Genomic DNA, 24,320 nt, shown 5'->3' on the forward strand with positions numbered 1-24,320 from the left:
CCTCTGGCTGCTTTACTTAGTTTTACTGTTTGCATGAGGTGAGGCTATGGCAAAAAAAAGAAATAAAAAATCAGCGAAAAAAAAAGCAGAGTGGAAAGAGCAAATAACGTATGAACTGATCGGTTTATTAATGCTCGCGTTAACGATGCTCGCTTTTTCAAAGATGGGGAAAGTCGGCCTTGCATTTGTCGAGTTTTTGCGCTTTTTTGGCGGCCAATGGTACGGCCTTTTCTTAATCGGACTGCTCATCGTTTCCGTATATATTATTATTAAGCGAAAAATGCCTGTTTTTTGGTCTAGAAGGCTTGCGGGTGTTTATCTTTTATTTTTATCGTTATTGATTTTAAGCCATATTAAATTATTTAACAATTTATCAGAAGGCGGAAGATGGGCCGATCCTTCAGTTATTCGCAATACATGGGATTTATATTGGATGCAGCTTTCTGGAAAAACGTCGGGAGCCGACCTTGGCGGTGGAATGATTGGCGCCATCGGATTTGCATTTTGCCATTTTTTATTTGACGTTAAAGGAACGACGATTGTTATCGCTTTTGTCATGATCATTTCATTTATTTTAATCACAGGAAAATCGGTTTCTGATGTGTTTTCTAAAGCGATTCAGGGGACAGCGCAGAAGTTGCAACATACATACGAGAACATGAAGAGAGCAACGAAAAATCGAAAGCAATCCGTTAAAATAAAAGATAAGAAAAAGAAAGAAGATGAATCAGAGGATGATTCTTCCATTGTTTTAGTGGACGAGCATGAACCGATTATTGAGGATTTTTCAAAACATCTTGATCATGATGAGCAAACTGGACAGCTTAAATTTTCTTCCCACGGCTTTGATGAAGAGTCTTCATCGGACAATGGCAAGGCGAAAGAGGAGCCAATAGAACTATTGGAGAATTTTGAGGATGCCGTTGAACAAAATGAAAATTATGAATTGCCTTCATTTGATCTCCTTCAATCGCCGGTTGCGAATGGCCAGCATAAAGATAAACAATATGCTTTAAGCCGACACAACGCGAAAAAACTTGAAAGAACATTTGAAAGTTTTGGTGTAAAAGCAAAAGTGCTTAAAGTCCATCTGGGGCCTGCCGTTACGAAATACGAAGTGTATCCCGATGTTGGCGTTAAAGTAAGTAAAATCGTTGGATTAACGGACGATATCGCACTTGCTCTGGCGGCAAAAGGAATTCGAATTGAAGCGCCGATACCTGGAAAATCGGCGGTTGGAATCGAAGTGCCTAACCAGGAAGTCGCAATGGTGACACTCCGGGAAGTACTTGAATCAAAACAATTCAAAAAACAAACGTCAAAATTGGCGATCGGGCTTGGACGGGATATTTCAGGCGAGCCCATTTTCGCCGAGTTATCAAAAATGCCGCACCTTCTTGTTGCAGGGGCAACAGGGAGCGGGAAGAGTGTTTGTATTAATGGAATTATTACAAGCATATTAATGCGGGCGAAACCACATGAAGTAAAAATGATGATGATTGACCCGAAAATGGTCGAATTAAATGTGTATAATGGGATTCCGCATTTATTAGCGCCGGTCGTCACTGAGCCGAAAAAAGCCGCACAGGCCTTAAAACGGGTGGTCAGCGAGATGGAGCGAAGGTATGAACTTTTTTCTCATAGCGGTACGCGCAATATCGAGGGATACAATGAAAGCATACGGAGAGCCAATAGCGAAAGTGAGGCAAAACAGCCGACATTGCCTTATATTGTTGTCATTGTCGATGAGTTAGCGGATTTAATGATGGTTGCCTCAGGTGATGTTGAAGATGCTATCACGAGGCTTGCGCAAATGGCAAGGGCTGCAGGTATTCATTTGATCATCGCGACACAAAGGCCTTCTGTCGATGTCATTACAGGAGTTATTAAAGCAAATATTCCATCAAGGATCGCGTTCAGCGTGTCTTCACAAACCGATTCCCGAACGATTCTCGATATGGGGGGAGCAGAAAAGCTGCTCGGCCGCGGAGATATGCTCTTTTATCCGTCAGGGGCATCGAAGCCAACTCGCATTCAAGGTGCTTTTTTATCTGATCAAGAAGTTGAAAATGTCGTTGAATTTGTCATTTCACAGCAAAAGGCGCAATATCAAAAAGAGATGATACCGACGGAAGAAACGGAAAAAACCGTTGAAATCGAAGATGATTTATTTGAAGACGCGGTTAAGCTTGTTGTCGATATGCAAACCGCTTCTGTGTCCATGCTCCAGCGGAGATTTCGGATCGGCTATTCCAGGGCCGCCCGACTAGTAGACGCGATGGAAGCAAAAGGGATCATTGGTCCATATGAAGGCAGCAAACCGAGAGAAGTATTAGTCTCTTCACTGCCCGAAGACCATGACGCTTCATAAGACGGGTTCAAAAAATAATTGAACTCGTCTTTTTAATATTTTTAAAAAAAGTATTTATTTCGTTTCATAAAAATGATATAGTAATTGTCAGTTATATTACTAATATGTCTAAATTCTGATACAAATTTAAAAAAACGTACAAATTAATAATGTTTTTGTAACAGGCCAGAGGTGGTATCCCGAATGTCTATTAAAACAGATCATCGACTATTGTACTTAAAAGTAATTGAAAAAATTAAGGACGACATTGAAAGCGGGTATTACGAGGAAGGGGAAAAGCTTCCATCCGAATTTGAATTGTCGAAACAGTTAGGAATCAGTCGCGCGACATTGCGGGAAGCGCTCCGTATTCTCGAAGATGAAAACGTTGTCATTCGGAAACATGGAGTCGGCACATTCGTTCGGACTCGCGCCTTATTTTCATCGGGCATTGAAGAATTGTTCAGTGTGACCGATATGATTGAAAGAGCTGGGAAAAAAGCAGGAACAACGTTTATTTCTTCGAGTGTAAAACAGGCAACGGATGAAATCATAACGAAGTTCAATTTGAGCGGAAGCGACGACATTCATGTCATTGAAAGGGTAAGAACGGCAGATGGAGAACCGGTTGTTTATTGTTTGGACCATATTCCAAAAATGTACTTGAATAAAATGGTTCATCACCAGTATGAGTCATTGCTCGAATTGCTTGAAAAGGAAGCCAACCGCCGGATTATGTACGCGGTAACGAAAATTGAACCGCTCGGCTTTCATGATCGTATATCCGGTATTTTAGAATGTCCACCGGAGTCGGCCATTCTCGTGTTAAAACAAATGCATTACGATCAACACGATGATCCGATTCTTTATTCGTGCAATTATTTTAAAGCGGACAAGTTCAATTTTACAGTCGTTAGAAGGCGGATGTAAGGTCTGACGTCTATCCATATTTAGGGGGTGATTGACTACTGTAACGGTAAGTAACAATCGGTCTTAGTTTTAAATTTTTTTAAAAAAACAGGGGGAATTTGAATGAAGAAGAAATTTGGAGCTTTATTGAGCGTAGGTCTTGCAGCAAGCGTAATGCTTGCTGGCTGTGGCAGCGATACTTCTAAAGAAGCAAAAGGCGGAAAAGATAAGAAAGATTTTAAAGTAGCAATGGTTACAGATGTCGGCGGTGTTGATGATAAATCATTCAACCAATCGGCATGGGAAGGGCTCCAGCGGTTCGGGAAAGAAAATGGGCTTGCTAAAGATAGAAACTACAAATATTTGCAATCTCAATCCGCAAGTGATTACCAGCCGAACTTGCAGCGGCTCGTGCGTGAAAATTACGACCTTGTATACGGAATCGGCTATTTAATGCAGGCTGATGTGCAAAAAGTAGCAAAACAAAAGCCGGATGCACATCTTGCGCTTGTTGATTCCGTTGTTGAAAATCAAAAGAACGTCGCTAACATTTTATTTAAAGAGCAAGAAGGTTCCTTCCTTGTCGGATTAATTGCCGGAAGCCAGACAAAAACGGGTAAAGTCGGATTTATCGGCGGGGTAACAGGACCGGTTATTAAACGCTTTGAAAATGGATTTAAGGCGGGCGTTAAAACGGCCAATCCAAAAGCGGAAGTCGAAGTCCAATATGCTGAAGCGTTTGATAAAGCGGAAAAAGGCCAGCAAATTGCCAACACGTTCTATGACAAAGGTGTCGATATTATTTTCCCGGCTGCCGGAGCGACAGGAAATGGTGTATTCACTGAAGCGAAAAACCGTGCGAAAAATGGCAAAAAAGTATGGGTGATCGGTGTAGACCGCGATCAATATGAAGAAGGTCTGCCAGAAGATGTAACACTTACTTCGATGGTGAAAAAAGTAGACCAGGCTGTTTTTGATGTATCCAAACAAACGATGGACGGCAAATTCCCGGGAGGACAAGTTCTAAACTTCGGTCTTAAAGAAAACGGAGTAGGAATTTCCAGCCATAAAGATCATGTGACGGATAAAGCATTAAAACTCGTTGAAGAATACAAGCAAAAAATTATTAAAGGTGAAGTGAAAGTTCCGGGAACGGATGCTGAATTCAAGAATTTTAAGGTAAAATAATGGAAATAAATAAAGGCTAGTAGAATACTAGCCTTTATTTATGATGAAAAAAGGTTAGACTTCTGACACCAGAAAAGATCTAAGGGGTGAGGAAACACTCATGGATTACGTGATTGAAATGCGAAACATTAGAAAAGAATTTCCCGGAATTGTTGCCAATGATAATATAACACTTCAAGTGAAAAAAGGGGAAATTCATGCGCTTCTCGGGGAAAATGGGGCGGGAAAATCAACCTTAATGAATGTCCTTTTCGGCCTCTACCAGCCAGAGGAAGGAGAAATTTTTGTTAAAGGAAAGAAAGTCACTGCCAATGACCCAAACGTTGCCAACGATCTTGGCATCGGGATGGTGCATCAACATTTTATGCTTGTCGAAAAGTTTACCGTTACAGAAAATATTATTCTTGGAAAAGAACCTACCCGTGGTGGAAGAGTGGATATCAAATCGGCTGCAAACGAAATCAAAAAGCTTTCCGACCAATACGGATTATCCGTTGATCCGCACGCGAAAATCGAAGATATTTCAGTCGGAATGCAGCAGAGGGTAGAAATTTTAAAGACCCTCTATCGCGGTGCAGACATTCTTATTTTTGATGAACCGACAGCTGTGCTTACACCACAAGAAATTAGCGAGCTCATGCAAATTATGAAAAAGCTCGTTCGTGAAGGAAAGTCGATTATATTAATTACACATAAATTAAAAGAAATTATGCAAGTTTGTGATCGCTGCACCGTCATTCGCAGGGGAAAAGGTATCGGCACTGTCAATGTCGCTGATACAGACCCGGACAAGCTTGCCGCTATGATGGTTGGTCGTGAAGTTAATTTTAAAGTGGCGAAAACAGATAGCGTGCCGAAAGAAACCGTTCTTGAAATTAAAGACCTTGTTGTCGAAGACGCCAGGAAAGTAAACGTCGTTAACGGTTTAAATCTTGAAGTAAAAGCCGGAGAAATTGTTGGAATTGCGGGGGTTGACGGCAATGGGCAAACCGAGCTTTTAGAAGCCATTACCGGCCTCGCAAAAGTTTCATCAGGTAAAATTATGTTAAACGGGAGAGACATTACGAAATTATCACCGCGGAAAGTAACGGAGTCAGGGCTCGGCCATATTCCGCAAGACCGCCATAAACACGGTCTCGTTCTTAATTTTACAATTGGAGAAAATATGGCCTTGCAAACGTACTATCAATCTCCTTATTCAAAAGCTGGCATTTTGAATTACAAGACAATCTATGAAAAAGCAAAATCCCTTATTCAAGAATTTGATGTTCGTACACCTAGCGAGTTTACACCGGCCCGGGCGTTATCCGGCGGGAACCAACAAAAGGCGATCATCGCCCGTGAAGTGGATCGCAGCCCTGATTTTCTTATTGCGGCACAGCCGACCCGCGGTTTAGATGTAGGGGCGATTGAATTTATTCACTCCAAGCTGATCCAAGAAAGGGATAAAGGAAAAGCGGTCCTGCTTGTTTCTTTTGAACTCGATGAAATTATGAATGTTAGTGACCGGATTGCCGTCATTTACGAAGGGAAAATCGTCTCTATTGTCAACCCGAAAGAAACGAACGAACAAGAACTAGGCTTACTTATGGCAGGCGGCAAGAAAGAAAAAGTAGGTGGATTTCAGTGAATTTACTAAAAGGGCGCTTATTTTCAATTTTAATTCCGGTAATATCTGTTGTGCTCGCTTTAATCATTGGCGGGATTGTGATGCTTGCGAGCGGCTATCAACCGATACTTGCATATACAAGCCTTTTTGAAGGGATATTTGGTAACAGCTACAATATTGGTGAAACGGTCAGGCAAATGACGCCGCTCATTCTGGCAGGTCTTGCCGTTGCCTTTGCCTTTCGCGCCGGGCTGTTCAACATTGGTGTGGAAGGTCAAGTGCTTGTCGGCTGGCTTGCTTCGGTTTATGTCGGCGTTTCATTTGATCTGCCGAAAATCATTCATCTTCCATTTGCGATTGTAACCGCTGCCGTAGCGGGTGCGCTCTGGGGGGTTATTCCGGGCTTTTTAAAAGCTCGTTTCAAAGTTCATGAAGTCATTACGACCATTATGATGAACTATATTGCCCTTTATATGACGAATGCCATTATTCGTGCTTACATGCTTGCACCTGGCGAGCGGACAAAGGATGTAAAACCGACGGCTTCACTCGCTTCGGATTTCTTGCAAACGATTACGGACGGCTCCCGTCTTCATTATGGAATCATTGTAGCGCTTATTTGTTCCGTTATTATGTGGTTTATCCTCTGGAAAACGACAATGGGATACGAACTTCGCGCTGTCGGATTTAACCAGCACGCTTCCCGGTACGCCGGAATGAACGTCTCTAAAAATATTATTTTATCGATGGCGATTTCGGGTGCTTTTGCCGGCATTGCCGGAGCGATGGAAGGACTCGGAACTTACGGGTATATGATGATTAATGCGGCATTCACTGGAGTTGGGTTCGATGGAATCGCTGTCAGCCTGATCGGGGCAAATAATGCCATTGGCATTATTATCGGAGCCGCCTTGTTTGGAGGATTAAAAATTGGCGCTTCCAACATGTCTTCCGTTGCCTTTGTTCCGATCGAATTAGTTGATATTATTATCGCACTTATTATTTTCTTTATTGCATCAAGCTATATCATTCACTGGCTCTCTAACCGGGTGAATAAAGGGGGTAAATTATAATGAGTTTTTTAGACATTTTGGCAATTGTAATTCCTGCCGCAATCGTTTCGGCAGCACCCCTTATATTTACTGCTCTCGGCGGCGTTATCTGTGAACGATCCGGTGTTGTTAATATCGGTTTGGAAGGTATGATGCTATTTGGAGCATTCGTTGGCGCGGTATGCATGCATTTTTTTGAAAAAATGCATTTGGGTGCTGCTTCTCCATGGCTCAGCTTTCTTATAGCAATTGTTGCTGGAGCTTTATTTTCTTTGCTTCATGCGATGGCGAGCATTTCATTTAAAGCCGATCAAGTCATTAGCGGTGTTGCGCTAAACTTTTTAGCGTCTGGTCTTGCCCTCTTTTTGACAAAGAAGATTTTTGATGCAGGGGAAACACCGATGATTCATGAGCGGATCTCAAAACAAGATGTTCCAGTTCTCTCTCATATTCCAATTATCGGCGACTGGTTTTTCTCAAATGCATACGCCACTTCATATGTTGCTATTTTCTTAAGTGTTGTCGTCTGGTATGTGCTTTATAAAACACCTTTTGGCCTGCGTCTCCGCTCCGTCGGTGAACACCCAATGGCTGCTGATACGATGGGCATCAACGTTGTCCGTATGCGGTATGTTGCCGTACTTATCAGCGGTGGTTTTGCAGGTCTCGGGGGAGCAGTGTACGTTGCTTCCATTAGCGGTAACTTTACTCATGCGACCATTTCTGGTCAGGGGTTTATGGCGTTGGCTGCGATGATTTTCGGTAAATGGCATCCGCTCGGCGCGCTCGGCGCGGCCCTGTTTTTCGGACTTGCACAAAGCATAAGCGTCACGGGAGAATCACTGCCGTTCTTTAAAGATATCCCGTCAGTCTGGCTATTGATCGCTCCATATGTATTGACGATCCTCGCGCTTGCTGGTTTTGTCGGCCGGGCAGACGCGCCTAAGGCGAGTGGCCAGCCTTATGAGAAAGGCAAACGATAAAAGGAAGTCCAATATGTCCGGGACACATTGCAAAAAGTTGGAGAGGATTTGTCCCTCCAACTTTTTTTATAAGCAGGAAAAGTCATGTTTCGTATCGAAGAGGGGTAAACTATGATGAGTGGTATGATAAGGAGGTTATAAAATGGCATATGTTCAACATCGAATGACGGAAATTCCCGGAATGAGAATACATAGTGTTGAAACGAAAAAGTATAAAACAAATACAATCGTTCTGCAGCTTAAAAACTTGATCAAAGAAGACAGTGTGACAAAACGGGCTCTTTTACCTAATGTCATGCAAAGCGGCACGGAAAAATATCCTTCAAGCAAACAATTGCGCGGGGCTCTGGATGATTTATACGGGGCGACATTGAACGTTGATCTTTCGAAAAAAGGCAACTATCAAATTATTAGTTTTCGGATGGATATTGCGAACGAGAAATTTTTATCCGATCAGTCGAAACTGTTAGATCAAGGGATTGCGCTATTAGCCGACGTCCTGTTAAGGCCGGTAACGGAAAACGGCGCTTTTAAAGAGGATATTGTTTCAAAGGAAAAACGTTCATTAAAGCAGCAAATTGAATCAATTTATGATGATAAAATGCGATATGCGAACAAGCGTTTAATTGAAGAAATGTTTAAAGGCGATCCGTACCATCTTAATGTGTATGGAAATGAAAACGAAGTGGATCAAATCACACCGCAAGATTTATATGCATATTATCAGGAAGTTTTAGCAAATGATGAATTCGACTTTTACGTTGTGGGTGATATTTCCCATGATGAGATTGTAAATAAAGCGAAGCAATTTTTTGTCTTTAACGAAAAAAGGGCGGCAGGCCAGTCGATCGAAAAAAATGAAGCGGTGGAAGTTACAAAAGTCAACGAAGTGATTGAGGAGCAGGATGTTCAGCAAGGGAAATTGCATATGGGGCTCAGAACGTATACGACATATGCTGACCCTGACTATTTGGCGCTTCAAGTATGTAATGGCATTTTTGGCGGCTTTTCGCACTCCAAGCTGTTTATCAACGTTCGAGAAAAGCATAGTCTTGCGTATTATGCAGCTTCCCGTTTTGAAAGCCATAAAGGATCTATCTTCGTAATGTCCGGCATCGAAACAGCGAACTATGAAAAAACAGTTTCGATTATTAAAGAGCAACTCGAAGATATGAGAAACGGTAACATTACAGACGATGAAATGGCAAAAACGAAAGCGATGATTAAAAACCAAATACTAGAAACGGTTGACGATGCCGCGGGGCTTGTGGAAGTGTTGTATCATCAAATAATTTCCGGATATGAACGAAGCATCGAAGAATGGATCAATGGAATTGACCGCGTAACGAAGGATGAGGTTGTTGAAGTTGCGAAAAAAATCAAGCTTGACACGATTTATTTCTTAAAAGGAAGGGGGAACGAAAATGGAACAAAAACAGTTTGATCAATTAAATGAAACGTTATATTTTAAAACTTTGCAAAATGGGTTGAAAGTGTTTATTCTTGAAAAGAAAGAATTTAACAAAACGTATGCCACTTTTACAACTAATTACGGTTCGGTTGACAACCATTTTACGCCGCTTGGCAAAAATGAACCGGTGAAAGTCCCGGATGGTATTGCCCATTTCCTCGAGCATAAAATGTTTGAAAAAGAAGATGGCGATGTGTTCCAACAATTTAATCAGCAAGGGGCTTCTGCGAACGCTTTTACATCGTTTAAACGGACGGCTTACTTGTTTTCGACTACGAATGAAGTAAAGAAAAATTTAACAACGTTAATCGATTTTGTTCAGGATCCCTATTTTACGGAAAAAACGGTAGAAAAGGAAAAGGGAATTATCGGCCAGGAAATCCGCATGTATGATGATAATCCTGACTGGCGCGCATATTTCGGATTAATTTCCAATATGTACCACCATCATCCTGTGAAAATCGATATTGCCGGAACGGTAGAATCGATTGCTAAAATCACGAAAGATGATCTTTATGAATGTTATGAAACCTTTTATCATCCAAGCAACATGATATTATTCGTCGTCGGTCCAGTTGACGCAAAAGAGATGATGGAGCTGATTGAAACAAACCAGGCGAGTAAGGATTATAAAGACCAGCCGCCGATTGAGCGCTTTTTTGATGAAGAGCCTTCAGCGCCACGGACGAAAAAGGAAATTGTTCCGATGCCGGTGCAAACACCGAAATGTTACATTGGCTTTAAAGAGAAACAGCCAGAGCGAAAAGGAGAAGCGCTTTTAAAACATGAGCTTTCCGTCAATTTGCTATTAGAAATGATGTTTGGCAAAAGTACGGAAAACTATGAAAAGCTTTATAACGAAGGATTAATTGATCAAACGTTCGCGTTCGACTATACGGAGGAATTCGGCTTTGGCTTTTCCATGATCGGCGGAGATACGAAAGATCCTGACCGCCTTTCTGAAACACTAATGAAAATGGTTCAAGATTTTATTTCCAAACCGCTCTCAAAAGAAGACCTTGAACGAACGAGGAAAAAGAAGATTGGCTCTTTTTTAAGGGCGCTTAATTCACCTGAATTTATCGCCAACCAATTTACACGCTATGAATTTAACGAAATGAATCTTTTTGACGTGATTCCGACATTTGAACAAATAACAGAATCCGATCTTCTCGATGTCATGAAAAATCATTTTGATGAAAAGCAGGCGACCGTTTGTCAAGTGCGCAAAAAAGAGGCATAATACAATTAAAAACATCCCATTCATGGGATGTTTTTAATTGGGGGAGACAAATGAAAAAGTGGGCGTTAATTACCGGTGCAAGTGGGGGGATCGGCTCAAAAATTAGTGAACGGCTCGCGAACCTTGGTTACCATTTAATCATGCACTACCATTCGGCGGATGAGCGCATTTTTAACTTACAAAAGAAATTAATGGATACATATAACAATGAAATTATTTGCCTCAAGGCTGATTTATCAACGAAAGAGGGAGCTTCCTCCCTGCTTTCGGGTATTTACAACCCGATCGATTGCATCGTTCACAATAGCGGTTTAAGCTATTACGGCCTATTTACAGAAATGCTGGATGAAGATATTCAGAAAATGATCCAGGTGAATTTTACAAGTCCGATCACGATTACGAAACATTTATTGCCGGGAATGATTGCGCGAAAAAGCGGGCGTATCATTATCATTTCTTCGATCTGGGGACACTCTGGCGCATCGTGTGAAGTCGTCTATTCAGCCGTGAAAGGCGGCCTTAATACATTTGTCAAGGCGCTGGCAAAAGAGGTGGCGCCGAGTGGCATTTACGTAAATGGCATTGCACCGGGCGCGGTCGACACAAATATGCTTTCGCTTTTTACCGAAGAAGAAAAGTCGCTGATAAAAGAAGAAATTCCGATGAACAGGCTTGGAAGGCCGGAAGAAATAGCGGATATTGTCTCTTTTCTTTGTACCAAGCAGTCTTCTTATGTTAATGGCCATATCATTACAGCGAGTGGTGGCTGGCATTCGTAATTAATTTGCAGGATGATGAATAATTGGGCATTCTTCTTGAAATATTAATCGATGTACCCTATTTTAAGGAGGAAATAACATGTCTGTATTAGATAATTTCGGCCAATGGAAAGATTTCCTTTCTAACCGCTTGCAGCATGCACAAAGCCAGGGAATGGATCAATCTTCTATTTCTAATTTAGCGACTGAAATCGGCGGTTACCTTGCTTCACATGTGGAGCCGAAAAATCCGGAAGAAAAAGTGCTTCAAGAATTATGGCAAGTTGCTGATGATCAGGAAAAACATGCTATTGCTAATATGATGGTTAAACTTGTTCAAAAATAAGACCCGGAGGATGTTAAGAAAAATTCTTAACATCCTTTTATTTTTTCTTTCATAATAAATTGAAATCATATATTATTAATTAATAGATGGACACAGCATTTGTCTGACAACTGATTTCGCCCTATTTTAAAAGAATAGCAAGCGGGTGTTTCTAGCTCAGGGCTTGCAAGAGCGAGGTGAGGCGCCCCGCGCTTTTCTTATATGAAAGAAGGAGATGAGTAATGGAAAAGCAAGAATGGTATTTGGAGTATGAAATACATAAAAACCGGCCTGGATTAATGGGGGATATTTCTTCCCTATTAGGGATGCTTGGCATAAACATAATAACCATTAACGGTGTTGATAATAAACGGAGAGGCATGCTGCTTGTCAGCGACACCCATGAAAAAATAGAACGTCTTGGATCCATTCTCCAATCCATGGATAATATTACAGTGACGAAATTTCGTGTCCCGAAATTGAGAGACCGTTTAGCTGTTCGGCATGGACGTTATATTGAACGGGATGCGGACGATAAAAAGACGTTCCGATTTATCCGCGATGAGCTTGGCCTTTTAGTTGACTTTCTGGCAGAAATTTATAAAGTTGATGGCCATAAATTAATTGGCATTCGCGGAATGCCCAGAGTGGGAAAAACGGAATCCATTGTTGCATCCAGTGTTTGTGCGAACAAACGGTGGGTATTTGTCTCTTCAACTCTTTTGCGCCAAACCGTAAGGACGACTCTTGCAGATGATGAGTATAGTTCGGACCATGTTTATATTATAGACGGGGTGGTGTCTACAAAACGTGCGAATGAAAGACACTGGCAACTCATTCGTGAAGTGATGCGATTGCCTTCTACGAAAGTGGTTGAACACCCTGATATTTTTGTCATGCAAACGGAATATACGATGGACGATTTTGATTATATTATTGAACTTCGAAATGATCGGGATGAAGAAATTACATATGAAGTGATTGATGAAGATGAAGGTTTTTCCGGATTTGAATGATTTTTTACAGTGGTAGGTGGTAAGGTTGTCTGATTTAGGAAACTTTTTAAAACAGAAGCGGGAAGAAAAAGGACTTTCATTAGAGGAACTTCAAACGATAACGAAAATTCAAAAACGGTATTTGCAGGCAATTGAAGAAGGACGGTACGATGTGCTGCCCGGTTCATTTTATGCCAGAGCATTTATTAAAAATTATTGTGAAGCAGTTCATTTAAACTATGAAGAAGTGTTTGAAGAATATGAGAACGATCTACCAAAGTCGGTTAAGGAAGTGACCGAGTATACTCCTCGCTCGGAGAAAACCAGGCAAGTAGAAACGAAAGACGCGATCTTCATTCGTTTTCTTCCGTCTGTCGTCATTGTCGTTGTTGTTCTTGCGCTGTTTCTTGGCATTTGGAAGTTATATCAACATTTTAGTGCAGCGGATCATGTGGAGCAAAAAAACCCGGAAACGGGAATTGAAATGGAAAAAGACAAAAAAGCAAAAGAAGCGGATCGCCTGAAGAAGCAAAAGGAAGAAGAAGCAGCGAAAGTAAATAAGGAGAAGGAAAAAGCGAAAAAAGATGCGGATAAGCCAAAAGGGACATTATCAAAGATTTCAACCGTCGGAAATCGAACGACCTATGAATTGAAAAATACAGATCAATTCAAAGCTGAGGTTACGATGCGGGACGATGCTTACATCGGAATTAAAGGCGATGGGGCATTTATCGTCAATACGACGATCAAAAAAGGCGATAAAGTAAAACGTGATCTTAGCGATAAAAAAGAAGTCGATTTTAACATCGCCAAGAGCCATATGACCGATCTGAAAATTAACGGTCAGCCGATCACATACCCGGTTGAACCGAGTTCAATGATGCATCAACATATTATTATTAAATTTACGAAATCAACACAGCCATAACGTACAAGAGAAGGCCTATATTGGAGGAATTACAGTGAATTTACCGAACAAAATAACCATTTCCAGGGTCATGCTCATTCCCATTTTTTTAATCGTATTGCTCGTGCCTTTTCATTGGGGAACTTTAACAATCGGTTCATGGTCGCTTCCAGTGAACCATTTTGTTGCTGCGCTTATTTTCATTGTGGCATCATGTACAGATTGGATTGACGGTTATTACGCGAGAAAATTCAATCTAGTAACAAACCTTGGGAAATTTCTTGATCCGCTTGCGGATAAATTGCTTGTAACTGCGGCTTTTATATCCCTCGTACAGCTCGGTTTCACCCCGGCCTGGATGGTCATCATTATTATAAGCCGTGAGTTTGCGGTCACAGGCATTCGAACGATCGCTGCAGCAGAAGGGGTTGTCATTGCAGCAAGCCAGGCCGGCAAAGTAAAAACGTGGATTCAAATTATTGCGATTAGCGTTACTCTCTTGCACAATTTCCCATTTGTTTTTATCGGGATCCCGTTTGACCAAATCAGCCTCTGGATAGCGACGGCTATTACCCTTTATTCGGGATGGGATTATTTTATTAAAAACAAAGAAGTCATGTTAAAATCAAAATAGAAGAGAAAACAGGAGCTCATCTCCTGTTTTTTTTCGGCTTAAATAAGGAGGGGCAGTTTATGAATGCTGAAATAATCGCAGTAGGAAGTGAGCTTCTGCTCGGTCAAATCGCCAATACGAATGCGAAGTTTATTTCTGAGCAGTTGGCCGAACTCGGCATCAATGTTTTTTACCATACTGTTGTCGGGGATAATGCGGGACGGCTCGAAGCCGTGTTTGAAAATGCGAAAGACAGGTCCAATCTTATTATTTTTACCGGCGGACTCGGACCGACAAAAGATGATTTAACGAAGGAAACGATTGCAAAAAGCCTCGGCAGAAAACTCGTTTATGATCAAAAGGCGATGGATAACATCGAGGCGTATTTCCGGAAAACGAACCGGGTGATGTCTGAAAATAACCGGAAGCAGGCACTCGTCATCGAAGGAGCCGAGGTACTGGATAATGATTTCGGAATGGCGCCGGGAATGGCTCTTTATGATAACGGGATGACGTACATGTTATTGCCGGGACCGCCCAAAGAAATGGAGCCGATGTTCAGCAATTACGGACGCTCTTTTTTGCTCAGGCAGTTGCCTGACAAGCAGATCATTCATTCACGGGTTTTGCGGTTTTTCGGGATTGGCGAGTCATTGCTTGAAGCGGAATTAGAAGATTTAATTGACGAGCAACAAAATCCGACGATCGCTCCGCTTGCCGGCAATTATGATGTAACGTTAAGGCTAACGGCAAAATTTGCGGATCAAAAAATGGCGGCGCGAGAACTTGATTTGCTGGAAGAAAAAATAAGGGAGCGCGTCGGACAATTTTTGTATGGCTATAATGATATGACACTTGCGGATGCCGCAGTTTCTTTATTAAAGGAAAAAAGCTTGACGGTCGCAGCGGCTGAAAGTTTAACGGGTGGCATGTTCGGCAAAAGCATAACTGATGTTCCAGGCAGCTCCGCTTGTTTTAACGGTTCTGTCGTGTCTTACACGAATGAAGTGAAAAACAAGCTTCTTCACGTACCGCAGGAGTTATTGGCCAGTGATGGCGCGGTAAGCGAGGCATGCGCGAGAGTAATGGCTGAAAATGTCCGGACTATGACTGCATCCAATATCGGCATTAGTTTTACCGGAGTTGCAGGTCCGGGACAAAGCGAAGGAAAAGAGCCAGGGACCGTTTATATCGGAGTCTCAACAGAAGCAGATAGCGTTGTTCATTCGCTCACTCTTTCTGGAAGCAGGCAAGGCGTAAGAGAGAGAACGGTTTATAACGGTTTGTTTTATTTGCTACAAACGGTAAAAGGAATGAAAAAATAATCGAATAAACGTTCGTGAAAATGATTGGCAAATGGTGAAAAAACAGTTATGATAAGAGTGTAGACATACTTAAATTTTTGTCAACGCAACAATTTTAAATATATAAGGAGTGATTTCATGAGTGACCGTAAAGCAGCATTAGAGCAAGCGTTGCGGAACATTGAAAAGCAATTTGGCAAAGGCTCTATCATGAAGCTTGGCGAGCAGGCGGAACAGCGTGTTTCAACGATTTCAAGCGGCTCATTGGCCCTTGACATCGCGCTTGGCGTCGGCGGCTATCCCCGCGGGCGGATTATAGAAGTATACGGGCCTGAATCTTCTGGTAAAACAACCGTAGCGCTTCACGCTATTGCTGAAGTGCAAAAAAATGGTGGACAAGCGGCGTTTATCGATGCCGAACATGCGCTCGATCCTGTTTATGCGCAAAAGCTCGGGGTCAATATTGATGAATTATTGCTTTCACAGCCGGATACGGGTGAACAGGCGCTTGAAATTGCCGAAGCGCTCGTTCGCAGCGGAGCGGTGGACATCATTGTCATCGACTCTGTCGCTGCACTCGTGCCGAAAGCGGAAATTGAAGGTGAAATGGGAGACTCCCATGTCGGGCTTCAAGCTCGCCTAATGTCTCAGGCCCTTCGCAAGCTGTCCGGTGCGATTAATAAATCAAAGACGATCGCTGTGTTTATTAACCAAATAAGGGAAAAAGTGGGCATCATGTTTGGAAATCAACACAAAGCTTCTTAATCGTTAAACAATATCTAACAACTCAAGATTTGCTATCTTTAGAAATTAAATTAAGGGGATAAAGATGGCGGTTAAAGTTGGCAATCGAGTATATAAAAATATTGAACAATGGCAAGTTGATTATATTGTGAAAAACTCTCACAGAAAGTTAAAAGAAGTTGGAGACGAGATTAAATACTTGGTTGTTTATGAAGACGAGTTATTAGATATTGATAATGTAAAGAAGAAGATTAAGGAGTTTACTCTGGGTTTCCCTTGCTAGCGATAGCAAGTTAAAAAACCTTGTGAACCTTATTGCCTAAGGGTGTAGTTAAAAAACTGCTAACGGTGAAGCCCTCCAATTTTTAGGGTAATACCGTGCCAAGCCTCATTAATTTTGATGAGGAAGGTGTAGAGACTACCGAAAAGAGCCGTTTGGCTAACCGAGTAGGGTACAACAGAGGATAGGCTACTGTTGGAAGTGCAAGGCTCTCAAATTATTGAGATGAAGAGATAGTCCGTACTATAGAAATGGTAAATCTATAGAGTTGGCCAGAAACAACCCCCGGCGGTCGAGCTTTGAAGTTCTATTCCTCAGTAAGACTTGAAGTGCGCCGTGCCGAACAATTGAAGCAAGGAACGGATATGGTTGGTAACAAGACGAAGATTAAAGTCGTGAAAAACAAGGTGGCTCCTCCATTTAAACAGGCGGAAGTCGACATTATGTACGGGGAAGGAATTTCCCGCGAAGGAGAAATTCTCGATATCGGCTCCGAGATCGACATCGTTCAAAAGAGCGGAGCGTGGTATTCGTTTGAAGGAGAACGACTCGGCCAGGGCCGTGAAAACGCCAAGCAATTTTTGAAAGAAAATCCGGAAATCGCGGATGAAATCATTGCCCAGATCAGAAACTACCATCAGCTCGGCACGGAAGTAGTTGTTGAAACACCGGGTGCGGAGGAAGAACAACTCGAGTTAACTGAATAAATGATAGGCCGAAGAGTCGCTTGACTCTTCGGCCATTTTAATGCTTGCTATTTTTTAGGGAACGTTCTATCATGATAGTTTTGACAACTCTTGACAACGCATTTTTTCAACTATAAAATAAAATTATATTTTGATTTCCTATGAAATTAAAAAATATACCATTAACATGTTTACGGCAAGACTTGTGCACAACACTTTGTTACACGAAGACGTTCTTGACTCAGTAAAAAAAGTAGATAGCAAGAGGAGGTGGAAAAATGGACAACATTTTCGTATTCATCTCCAGTTTGCTTGTCTCACTAGGTGTCGGTGCAGTTGTCGGATATCTTGTTAGAAAGTCTATTGCTGAAGCGAAAATTTCGAGCGCGGAAACTGCTGCTGCTCAAATCGTTGAAGAAGCGAAACGCGAAGCGGAAGCAAGCAAAAAAGAAGCCCTTCTAGAAGCGAAGGATGAAATTCACAGACAAAGAACAGAAGCCGAGCGAGACATTCGCGATCGCAGAAATGAGCTTCAAAAACAAGAACAACGATTGGTTCAAAAAGAAGAGATTCTCGACAGAAAAAGTGAAACCCTTGACAAAAAAGAAGAAACATTGGACAAGAGGGAGGAGTCTCTCACCAAAAAACAACGACAAATTGAAGAGATGGAAAGCAAAGTGGAGGAACTGCTTAACGAGCAGCAAAGAGAATTGGAACGCATCTCCGGATTTACACGCGAGGAAGCAAAAGTCATCATCATGAATGAAGTGGAAAAAGAAACGACACATGAAATGGCGATGATGGTGAAGGAAATCGAAACTCGCGCGAAGGAAGAAGCGGATAAGAAAGCGAAAGAAATCCTTTCTCTAGCCATTCAGCGATGCGCGGCTGACCACGTTGCTGAAACGACCGTTTCCGTCGTTAACCTTCCAAATGACGAAATGAAAGGTCGTATTATTGGTCGTGAAGGCCGTAACATTCGAACACTTGAAACATTAACAGGTATCGATCTTATTATTGACGATACGCCTGAAGCGGTTATTTTATCAGGATTCGATCCAATACGAAGAGAAATCGCCCGCATGGCTCTGGACAAATTGGTTCAAGATGGCCGCATTCATCCTGCGAGAATCGAGGAAATGGTTGAAAAATCTCGCCGTGAAGTGGACGAATACATTCGGGAAGTTGGTGAACAGACCACATTTGAAGTTGGCGTTCACGGTTTGCATCCGGATTTAATTAAAATTTTAGGACGTTTAAAATACCGAACAAGCTATGGCCAAAATGTATTAAACCACTCGAAGGAAGTTGCGTATCTTGCCGGTTTAATGGCTGCGGAGATCGGGGAAGATGTTCATTTAGCAAGACGAGCAGGATTGCTTCATGATATCGGAAAGGCAATTGACCATGAAGTTGAAGGGAGCCACGTTGACATTGGTGTCGAACTAGCGACAAAATATAAAGAACACCCTGTTGTCATCAATGCCATTGCCTCTCATCATGGAGATACCGAGCCGACTTCGATCATCGCAATTTTAGTAGCAGCGGCTGATGCATTGTCTGCTGCAAGACCGGGCGCAAGAAGAGAAACGCTCGAGACATACATCAGGCGTTTGGAGAAATTGGAAGAAATCTCGGAATCATTCGAAGGTGTGGAAAAATCATTTGCAATCCAGGCCGGACGTGAAATTCGTATCATGGTCAAACCTGACATGGTTGATGATTTAGCTTCATATCGTTTAGCTCGTGATATCACGAAGAAAATCGAAAATGAACTGGATTATCCGGGACATATAAAAGTAACTGTAATTCGTGAAACAAGAGCTGTTGAGTACGCAAAATAAAGTGGTCCAGTCACCACTTTATTTTGTTTTTATATAAGAAATTTTAGGAAATGCTAGTAGTTGCAAGAAGGATAGAAAAGGAGATTTTCATGAGAATATTGTTTGTTGGTGATGTGGTTGGTGCACCGGGAAGAAAGATGATCCATACATATTTGCCAAAACTGAAAAAGAAATTTCAACCGACCGTTACCATTGTCAATGGTGAAAATGCCGCACACGGGCGAGGAATTACGGAAAAAATAGCGAAAGGGTTTCTTGAGGATGGTGCACAGGCAATAACGCTTGGCAACCATGCCTGGGACAATAAAGAAATTTTTGAAATCATTGATAGCATCCCGCAAATGGTTCGCCCCGCTAATTTTCCGAAAGGGACTCCCGGTAAAGGAGCGATGATCGTCAAGGTAAATAAGCTTGAAATTGGCATTATTAATTTGCAGGGGCGGACGTTTTTGCCGCCGCTCGATTGCCCGTTTGAAAAGGCAGAACAGCTTGTTTTTGAACTTAAAAAAAGAACGCCATTTATCTTTGTTGATTTTCATGCGGAAGCGACGAGTGAAAAACAGGCGATGGGATGGTTTTTAGACGGGAAAGTATCGGCCGTCGTCGGAACACATACGCACGTACAAACGGCCGACCATCGCATTTTGCCTAAAGGAACCGCCTACTTGACAGATGTAGGGATGACAGGGCCGTATGACGGTATACTTGGAATGGATCGCGATGCCGTGTTAAAAAAATTTTTAACAAGCCTTCCGGTGAGGTTTGAAGTGGCCAGCGGAAGGGAACAGTTAAGTGGGGTCATTATAGATTGCGATGATAAAACCGGACTCGCTGTTTCCATCCAACCATTCGTCATTAATGAAGATCATCCATTTTTTGAATAAAAAATAGAGTTTCTTATCCGGTTGGCAGGAATACGAGCCGTTTAGAGTGAATATAGTAGAATTGGTATAATATCTCTAAGGAGGTACAAAATAATGGAAATATTAAAAGTTTCAGCAAAGTCCAACCCCAACTCTGTAGCTGGTGCACTTGCCGGTGTTCTCCGTGAACGCGGGGGCGCGGAAATTCAAGCGATTGGGGCCGGTGCATTAAACCAAGCCGTTAAGGCAGTAGCGATTGCACGAGGGTTTGTAGCGCCGAGTGGAGTTGACCTCATTTGTATTCCTGCATTCACCGACATCTTGATTGACGGGGAAGAACGTACCGCCATTAAATTAATTGTAGAACCGCGTTAAATGAAAAATATAGTGAATTAGCTGCCTGTTTACTTCAAGTTCGAGTAAACAGGCTTTTTCCGTGCAGAAAAATGGCGTGAAGAGATTCTACCTGTTATCCTAAGAGTAAAGGCAAAGTATGGGGGGCAAGGAGATGAAGATATTTGATGCGCATTGCGATGTCCTGTTAAAAATGTGGCTCAACCCACAGATCGCTTTTGAGAATGAGAAATCCTTACATATTACGTTAGACCATTTGAAAAAAACCGGAGCAAAAGTCCAATGTTTTGCCATTTTTGTCCCCGATCATGTGAGCGGGCCTGAGAAGTTTCATGTCGCATTGCAAATGGTTGATATTTTCTACTCCAAAATTGTTGAAGCGTATGATGAAATGAAGTTAGTGACATCAAAACGAGAAATAGAGGCGCTCGAAAGTGGCGAGATTGGCGCGTTTTTGACGCTTGAAGGCTGCGACTCGATTGGGGACGATTTATCGAAGCTGCGCATTTTGCATCGCCTTGGCGTAAGGAGCATCGGATTGACATGGAACCATGCCAATCTGGTTGCGGACGGCATTATGGAGGAAAGAGGAGCCGGGCTCACCACTTTCGGGAAGGAAGTTGTCCGGCTGAACAATGAGCTCAAATTGTGGACCGATGTGTCCCATCTTTCGGAAAAAGGATTCTGGGATGTAATGGAGGAAGGGAAATACGTTATCGCTTCTCATTCAAATAGCAAAAAGCTCTGTCCTCATCCAAGAAACTTAACCGATGAACAAATCAAAAGTTTAATCAAGCGTGACTCCATCATTGGCGTTACCTTTGTGCCGAAATTTCTTGCAAGTGAACAAAAAGCGAGCCTGACAGATGTCCTGCGCCATATCGAGCATATTTGTTCTTTAGGCGGGGAAAAGAACATTGGATTCGGCTCGGATTTCGATGGCATTACCGATACACCTGCCCAGCTTGAACATTACGGGAAATATGAGAAATTAATTAATGAACTCTTGAAACACTATAATGAAACGTTAGTAAAAGGATTTTGCTTCGACCATTTTGCCCGCCAACTTCCCGAATAAAAGAATACTTGCAATTTTATAAAGTTAGGTCTAGAATTGAAGGCGTTTAGACGTATTTTTTTCCTTTCTTAATAGGATTTTTACAATATGATATGGAATTTTTAAATGAACGAATGTTTGAATGAATCAAAGGGGTGGAGACATGATTGATCAACTTTCATGGAAAGTTGGCGGACAACAGGGTGAAGGTATTGATAGCACCGGAGAAATCTTTGCAAGCGTATTAAACCGGTTAGGCTATTACCTGTATAGTTATCGTCACTTTTCTTCGCGTATTAAAGGGGGACATACGAACAATAAAATTCGTGTAAGCACGAAAGAGATGCGTTCGATTTCTGATGATTTAGACATTTTAGTTGCATTTGACCAGGAAACGATTGATGTGAACGTCCATGAATTGCGGGATGGCGGGATCGTTATCGGGGATGCGAAATTCAATCCAACCGTTCCGGATGATGCAAACGTAAGACTATTTGCCGTTCCTTTTACTGAAATCGCCAATGAACTTGGAACGTCTTTAATGAAAAACATGGTTGCGATTGGTGCAACGAGCGCCGTTTTAGGTCTGCCTGCTGAAGGATATGCTGAAGTAGTTGAAGAGATCTTTTCAAGAAAAGGCGCAAAAGTTGTGGAAAAGAATATGGAAGCGATTCGAAAAGGCGCCGAATATTTTAACGAAATCGCAGGAGGTCCGATCGAAGGATTTAAGCTAAACAAGGCGGATGGGAAAAAGCGCATGTTTATGATCGGAAATGATGCGATATCTCTCGGATTTATCGCGGGCGGTGTTCGTTTTATGGCTGCTTACCCGATTACCCCGGCTTCTGAAATTATGGAATATTTAATCAAAAAACTGCCGAAATTCGGGGGGACTGTTATTCAAACAGAAGATGAGATTGCGGCGTGCACGATGGCGATTGGCGCTAACTATGCAGGTGTGCGCACGATTACATCTTCCGCAGGTCCTGGCCTTTCTTTAATGATGGAATCGATCGGGCTTTCCGGCATGACGGAAACGCCGCTCGTCGTTGTCGATACACAGCGTGGAGGTCCAAGTACGGGGCTTCCAACAAAACAGGAACAATCCGACTTGATGCAAATGATTTATGGTACACATGGGGAAATCCCGAAAGTTGTTATGGCTCCAAGTACGGCCGAAGAAGCCTTTTACGATGCCATTGAAGCATTAAACATTGCCGAAGAATACCAGTGCCCGGTTATTCTTTTATCAGATTTACAGCTGTCTTTAGGCAAACAAACCGTTGAGCCGTTTGATTATAGCAAAATTGAAATTCGCCGCGGGACGTTAGATATTAATCGAGAGCTCCCGGACCTTGAAGGGAATTATTTTAAGCGGTATGAAGTAACAGAGAGCGGCATTTCCCCTCGTGTGATTCCAGGAATGAAAAATGGCGTCCACCATGTAACGGGTGTTGAACATGATGAGACAGGAAAACCGTCTGAAGTAGCTGCAAACCGCCAGGCGCAAATGGACAAGCGGCTTCGTAAATTGGCGAATCTCAAATTCAATACGCCTGTTTATAAAAACGCTCCACATGAAGAAGCGGATGTCCTGTTAGTTGGATTCAACTCGACAAGGGGCGTCATTGAAGAAGTGATCCCTCGCTTAGAAGCGGAAGGCTTAAAAGTCAATCATGCCCATATTCGTTTAATCCACCCGTTCCCGGTAGATGAAATGAAACCGCTTGTCGATCGCGCGAAAAAAGTCATCGTGATTGAAAACAACGCAACAGGTCAGCTTGCCAGCATTTTAAAAATGAATTTAAATTCGCATGAAAAAATGGCAAGCATTACAAAGTATGACGGCAACCCGTTCTTGCCTCAAGAAGTATTCAACAAATGCAAGGAGCTGGTCTAATTGGCAACGTTTAAAGACTTCCGTAATAATGTGAAACCTAACTGGTGTCCTGGTTGTGGGGATTTCTCTGTGCAAGCAGCCATCCAGCGTGCGGCGGCAAATGTCGGTCTGGAACCTGATAATTTAGCGGTCATATCCGGAATTGGATGCTCAGGCCGTATTTCCGGGTATATTAAATCATATGGCCTTCACGGAATTCATGGACGTGCGCTCCCGATCGCCCAGGGGGTAAAAATGGCAAACCGCGATTTGACAGTAATCGCTTCAGGCGGTGACGGTGACGGGTTTGCAATCGGAATGGGCCATACTGTTCATGCGATTCGCCGAAATATCGATATTACGTATATTGTCATGGACAATCAGATTTATGGATTAACAAAAGGGCAAACCTCTCCTCGTTCTGAAGTTGGCTTTAAAACGAAAAGCACGCCGCAAGGTTCCGTCGAGCCAGCGATCGGTGTAATGGAACTGGCATTAACAGCCGGGGCTACATTCGTTGCCCAGAGCTTTTCGACCGATTTAAAAGAACTGACTTCCATAATTGAGGAAGGAATTAAACATAAAGGATTTTCTTTAATCAATGTGTTCTCGCCATGCGTCACATACAACAAAGTAAATACGTATGATTGGTTTAAAGAGCATTTGACGAGCCTTAGCACGATAGAAGGCTATGATTCTTCCAACCGGATGATGGCGATGCAAACCTTAATGGAACATAATGGGCTTGTCAAAGGGATCATTTATCAAGATAAAGAGAAGCCTTCTTATCAAGATCTCCTACACGGTTACAGCAAAGAAGCACTCGCGACAGCCGATCTGTCCATTTCGGAAGAGCAATTTAACGAACTCGTTGCTGAATTTATGTAAAACAACCCTCCGTCCTGG

Annotated in this window: 21 protein-coding genes and 2 pseudogenes; all 23 read left to right on the top strand. The window is 42.4% G+C overall.

The window, feature by feature from the left end:
- Positions 1 to 46: 46 nt before the first annotated feature.
- The 23 genes and pseudogenes from WD019_RS01935 to WD019_RS02045 all read left to right on the top strand — a co-directional run bounded on the left by WD019_RS01935 (position 47) and on the right by WD019_RS02045 (position 24,302).
- Positions 47 to 2,371, top strand: coding sequence for a DNA translocase FtsK (locus tag WD019_RS01935; RefSeq protein ID WP_425710469.1), 2,325 nt, complete (start codon positions 47 to 49; stop codon positions 2,369 to 2,371).
- A 183-nt stretch (positions 2,372 to 2,554) separates the two neighbouring features.
- Positions 2,555 to 3,280, top strand: a complete 726-nt coding sequence (locus WD019_RS01940; RefSeq protein WP_026675819.1) for a GntR family transcriptional regulator — start codon at positions 2,555 to 2,557, stop codon at positions 3,278 to 3,280.
- Positions 3,281 to 3,382: 102 nt separating this feature from the next.
- Entirely contained in the window at positions 3,383 to 4,447 is a 1,065-nt protein-coding gene (locus WD019_RS01945) for a BMP family lipoprotein (protein WP_425710470.1), read from the top strand.
- Positions 4,448 to 4,547: 100 nt separating this feature from the next.
- Entirely contained in the window at positions 4,548 to 6,077 is a 1,530-nt protein-coding gene (locus tag WD019_RS01950) for an ABC transporter ATP-binding protein (protein ID WP_425710471.1), read from the top strand.
- Positions 6,068 to 7,129 (top strand): ABC transporter permease, encoded by a 1,062-nt coding sequence (locus WD019_RS01955; protein WP_026675816.1) that lies wholly within the window; start codon positions 6,068 to 6,070, stop codon positions 7,127 to 7,129. The genes WD019_RS01950 and WD019_RS01955 overlap by 10 nt, the downstream gene beginning before the upstream one ends.
- Positions 7,129 to 8,091, top strand: coding sequence for an ABC transporter permease (locus tag WD019_RS01960; RefSeq protein ID WP_026675815.1), 963 nt, complete (start codon positions 7,129 to 7,131; stop codon positions 8,089 to 8,091). Before WD019_RS01955 ends, WD019_RS01960 begins: the two co-directional genes overlap by 1 nt.
- 142 nt (positions 8,092 to 8,233) lie before the next feature.
- A complete protein-coding gene (yfmF, locus tag WD019_RS01965) occupies positions 8,234 to 9,535 on the top strand; it encodes an EF-P 5-aminopentanol modification-associated protein YfmF (protein WP_425710472.1) in 1,302 nt (433 codons plus the stop codon).
- Complete coding sequence (yfmH, locus tag WD019_RS01970; RefSeq protein ID WP_026675813.1) at positions 9,516 to 10,805, top strand: EF-P 5-aminopentanol modification-associated protein YfmH; 1,290 nt, start codon at positions 9,516 to 9,518, stop codon at positions 10,803 to 10,805. The genes yfmF and yfmH overlap by 20 nt, the downstream gene beginning before the upstream one ends.
- Before the next feature lie 50 nt (positions 10,806 to 10,855).
- Positions 10,856 to 11,584: an elongation factor P 5-aminopentanone reductase gene (gene ymfI / locus WD019_RS01975; RefSeq protein ID WP_026675812.1), complete on the top strand. Its 729-nt coding sequence runs from the start codon at positions 10,856 to 10,858 to the stop codon at positions 11,582 to 11,584.
- 79 nt (positions 11,585 to 11,663) lie between these two features.
- Entirely contained in the window at positions 11,664 to 11,909 is a 246-nt protein-coding gene (locus WD019_RS01980) for a DUF3243 domain-containing protein (RefSeq protein WP_026675811.1), read from the top strand.
- A gap of 221 nt (positions 11,910 to 12,130) precedes the next feature.
- Positions 12,131 to 12,904, top strand: a complete 774-nt coding sequence (locus tag WD019_RS01985) for a DUF3388 domain-containing protein (protein WP_026675810.1) — start codon at positions 12,131 to 12,133, stop codon at positions 12,902 to 12,904.
- 25 nt (positions 12,905 to 12,929) lie between these two features.
- Complete coding sequence (locus WD019_RS01990) at positions 12,930 to 13,811, top strand: helix-turn-helix domain-containing protein (protein WP_425710473.1); 882 nt, start codon at positions 12,930 to 12,932, stop codon at positions 13,809 to 13,811.
- Positions 13,812 to 13,845: 34 nt separating this feature from the next.
- Positions 13,846 to 14,424, top strand: a complete 579-nt coding sequence (gene pgsA / locus WD019_RS01995) for a CDP-diacylglycerol--glycerol-3-phosphate 3-phosphatidyltransferase (protein WP_425710474.1) — start codon at positions 13,846 to 13,848, stop codon at positions 14,422 to 14,424.
- Positions 14,425 to 14,483: 59 nt separating this feature from the next.
- Entirely contained in the window at positions 14,484 to 15,728 is a 1,245-nt protein-coding gene (locus tag WD019_RS02000; RefSeq protein WP_425710475.1) for a competence/damage-inducible protein A, read from the top strand.
- Between the two features lie 117 nt (positions 15,729 to 15,845).
- Positions 15,846 to 16,454 (top strand): annotated as a pseudogene (recA, locus tag WD019_RS02005) (recombinase RecA); the annotation flags it as partial.
- An 82-nt stretch (positions 16,455 to 16,536) separates the two neighbouring features.
- Positions 16,537 to 16,734 (top strand): hypothetical protein, encoded by a 198-nt coding sequence (locus WD019_RS02010; protein WP_035349711.1) that lies wholly within the window; start codon positions 16,537 to 16,539, stop codon positions 16,732 to 16,734.
- Positions 16,735 to 17,003: 269 nt separating this feature from the next.
- Positions 17,004 to 17,438 (top strand): annotated as a pseudogene (locus WD019_RS02015) (recombinase RecA); the annotation flags it as partial.
- 257 nt (positions 17,439 to 17,695) lie between these two features.
- Positions 17,696 to 19,261, top strand: a complete 1,566-nt coding sequence (gene rny / locus WD019_RS02020) for a ribonuclease Y (RefSeq protein ID WP_026675806.1) — start codon at positions 17,696 to 17,698, stop codon at positions 19,259 to 19,261.
- An 89-nt stretch (positions 19,262 to 19,350) separates the two neighbouring features.
- On the top strand, positions 19,351 to 20,145 hold the full coding sequence (locus WD019_RS02025) for a TIGR00282 family metallophosphoesterase (protein ID WP_425710476.1): 795 nt from the start codon (positions 19,351 to 19,353) through the stop codon (positions 20,143 to 20,145).
- A 93-nt stretch (positions 20,146 to 20,238) separates the two neighbouring features.
- Complete coding sequence (gene spoVS, locus WD019_RS02030) at positions 20,239 to 20,499, top strand: stage V sporulation protein SpoVS (RefSeq protein WP_010193268.1); 261 nt, start codon at positions 20,239 to 20,241, stop codon at positions 20,497 to 20,499.
- Positions 20,500 to 20,632: 133 nt separating this feature from the next.
- Positions 20,633 to 21,556: a dipeptidase gene (locus WD019_RS02035; RefSeq protein ID WP_026675804.1), complete on the top strand. Its 924-nt coding sequence runs from the start codon at positions 20,633 to 20,635 to the stop codon at positions 21,554 to 21,556.
- A gap of 142 nt (positions 21,557 to 21,698) precedes the next feature.
- The gene (locus WD019_RS02040; protein ID WP_026675803.1) at positions 21,699 to 23,435 is read left to right on the top strand and encodes a 2-oxoacid:acceptor oxidoreductase subunit alpha; all 1,737 of its coding nucleotides are present in this window, start codon (positions 21,699 to 21,701) and stop codon (positions 23,433 to 23,435) included.
- Complete coding sequence (locus tag WD019_RS02045; protein WP_425710477.1) at positions 23,436 to 24,302, top strand: 2-oxoacid:ferredoxin oxidoreductase subunit beta; 867 nt, start codon at positions 23,436 to 23,438, stop codon at positions 24,300 to 24,302.
- Positions 24,303 to 24,320: the final 18 nt, after the last annotated feature.

Origin of the sequence: Fictibacillus sp. Mic-4 (assembly GCF_049843615.1) — a bacterium.
In the GTDB taxonomy this organism is placed as follows: domain Bacteria; phylum Bacillota; class Bacilli; order Bacillales; family Fictibacillaceae; genus Fictibacillus_A; species Fictibacillus_A gelatini.

Excerpts from the sequence above, each read along its gene's own strand:
- spoVS (WP_010193268.1), top strand. The coding sequence starts at position 20,239 with ATGGAAATATTAAAAGTTTCAGCAAAGTCCAACCCCAACTCTGTAGCT.
- yfmF (WP_425710472.1), top strand. The coding sequence starts at position 8,234 with ATGGCATATGTTCAACATCGAATGACGGAAATTCCCGGAATGAGAATA.
- yfmH (WP_026675813.1), top strand. The coding sequence starts at position 9,516 with ATGGAACAAAAACAGTTTGATCAATTAAATGAAACGTTATATTTTAAA.
- WD019_RS02025 (WP_425710476.1), top strand. The coding sequence starts at position 19,351 with ATGAGAATATTGTTTGTTGGTGATGTGGTTGGTGCACCGGGAAGAAAG.
- WD019_RS01950 (WP_425710471.1), top strand. The coding sequence starts at position 4,548 with ATGGATTACGTGATTGAAATGCGAAACATTAGAAAAGAATTTCCCGGA.
- WD019_RS01935 (WP_425710469.1), top strand. The coding sequence starts at position 47 with ATGGCAAAAAAAAGAAATAAAAAATCAGCGAAAAAAAAAGCAGAGTGG.
- WD019_RS01940 (WP_026675819.1), top strand. The coding sequence starts at position 2,555 with ATGTCTATTAAAACAGATCATCGACTATTGTACTTAAAAGTAATTGAA.
- WD019_RS02040 (WP_026675803.1), top strand. The coding sequence starts at position 21,699 with ATGATTGATCAACTTTCATGGAAAGTTGGCGGACAACAGGGTGAAGGT.
- rny (WP_026675806.1), top strand. The coding sequence starts at position 17,696 with ATGGACAACATTTTCGTATTCATCTCCAGTTTGCTTGTCTCACTAGGT.
- WD019_RS01985 (WP_026675810.1), top strand. The coding sequence starts at position 12,131 with ATGGAAAAGCAAGAATGGTATTTGGAGTATGAAATACATAAAAACCGG.
- WD019_RS02010 (WP_035349711.1), top strand. The coding sequence starts at position 16,537 with ATGGCGGTTAAAGTTGGCAATCGAGTATATAAAAATATTGAACAATGG.
- ymfI (WP_026675812.1), top strand. The coding sequence starts at position 10,856 with ATGAAAAAGTGGGCGTTAATTACCGGTGCAAGTGGGGGGATCGGCTCA.
- WD019_RS01960 (WP_026675815.1), top strand. The coding sequence starts at position 7,129 with ATGAGTTTTTTAGACATTTTGGCAATTGTAATTCCTGCCGCAATCGTT.
- WD019_RS01945 (WP_425710470.1), top strand. The coding sequence starts at position 3,383 with ATGAAGAAGAAATTTGGAGCTTTATTGAGCGTAGGTCTTGCAGCAAGC.
- WD019_RS02035 (WP_026675804.1), top strand. The coding sequence starts at position 20,633 with ATGAAGATATTTGATGCGCATTGCGATGTCCTGTTAAAAATGTGGCTC.
- WD019_RS02000 (WP_425710475.1), top strand. The coding sequence starts at position 14,484 with ATGAATGCTGAAATAATCGCAGTAGGAAGTGAGCTTCTGCTCGGTCAA.
- WD019_RS01980 (WP_026675811.1), top strand. The coding sequence starts at position 11,664 with ATGTCTGTATTAGATAATTTCGGCCAATGGAAAGATTTCCTTTCTAAC.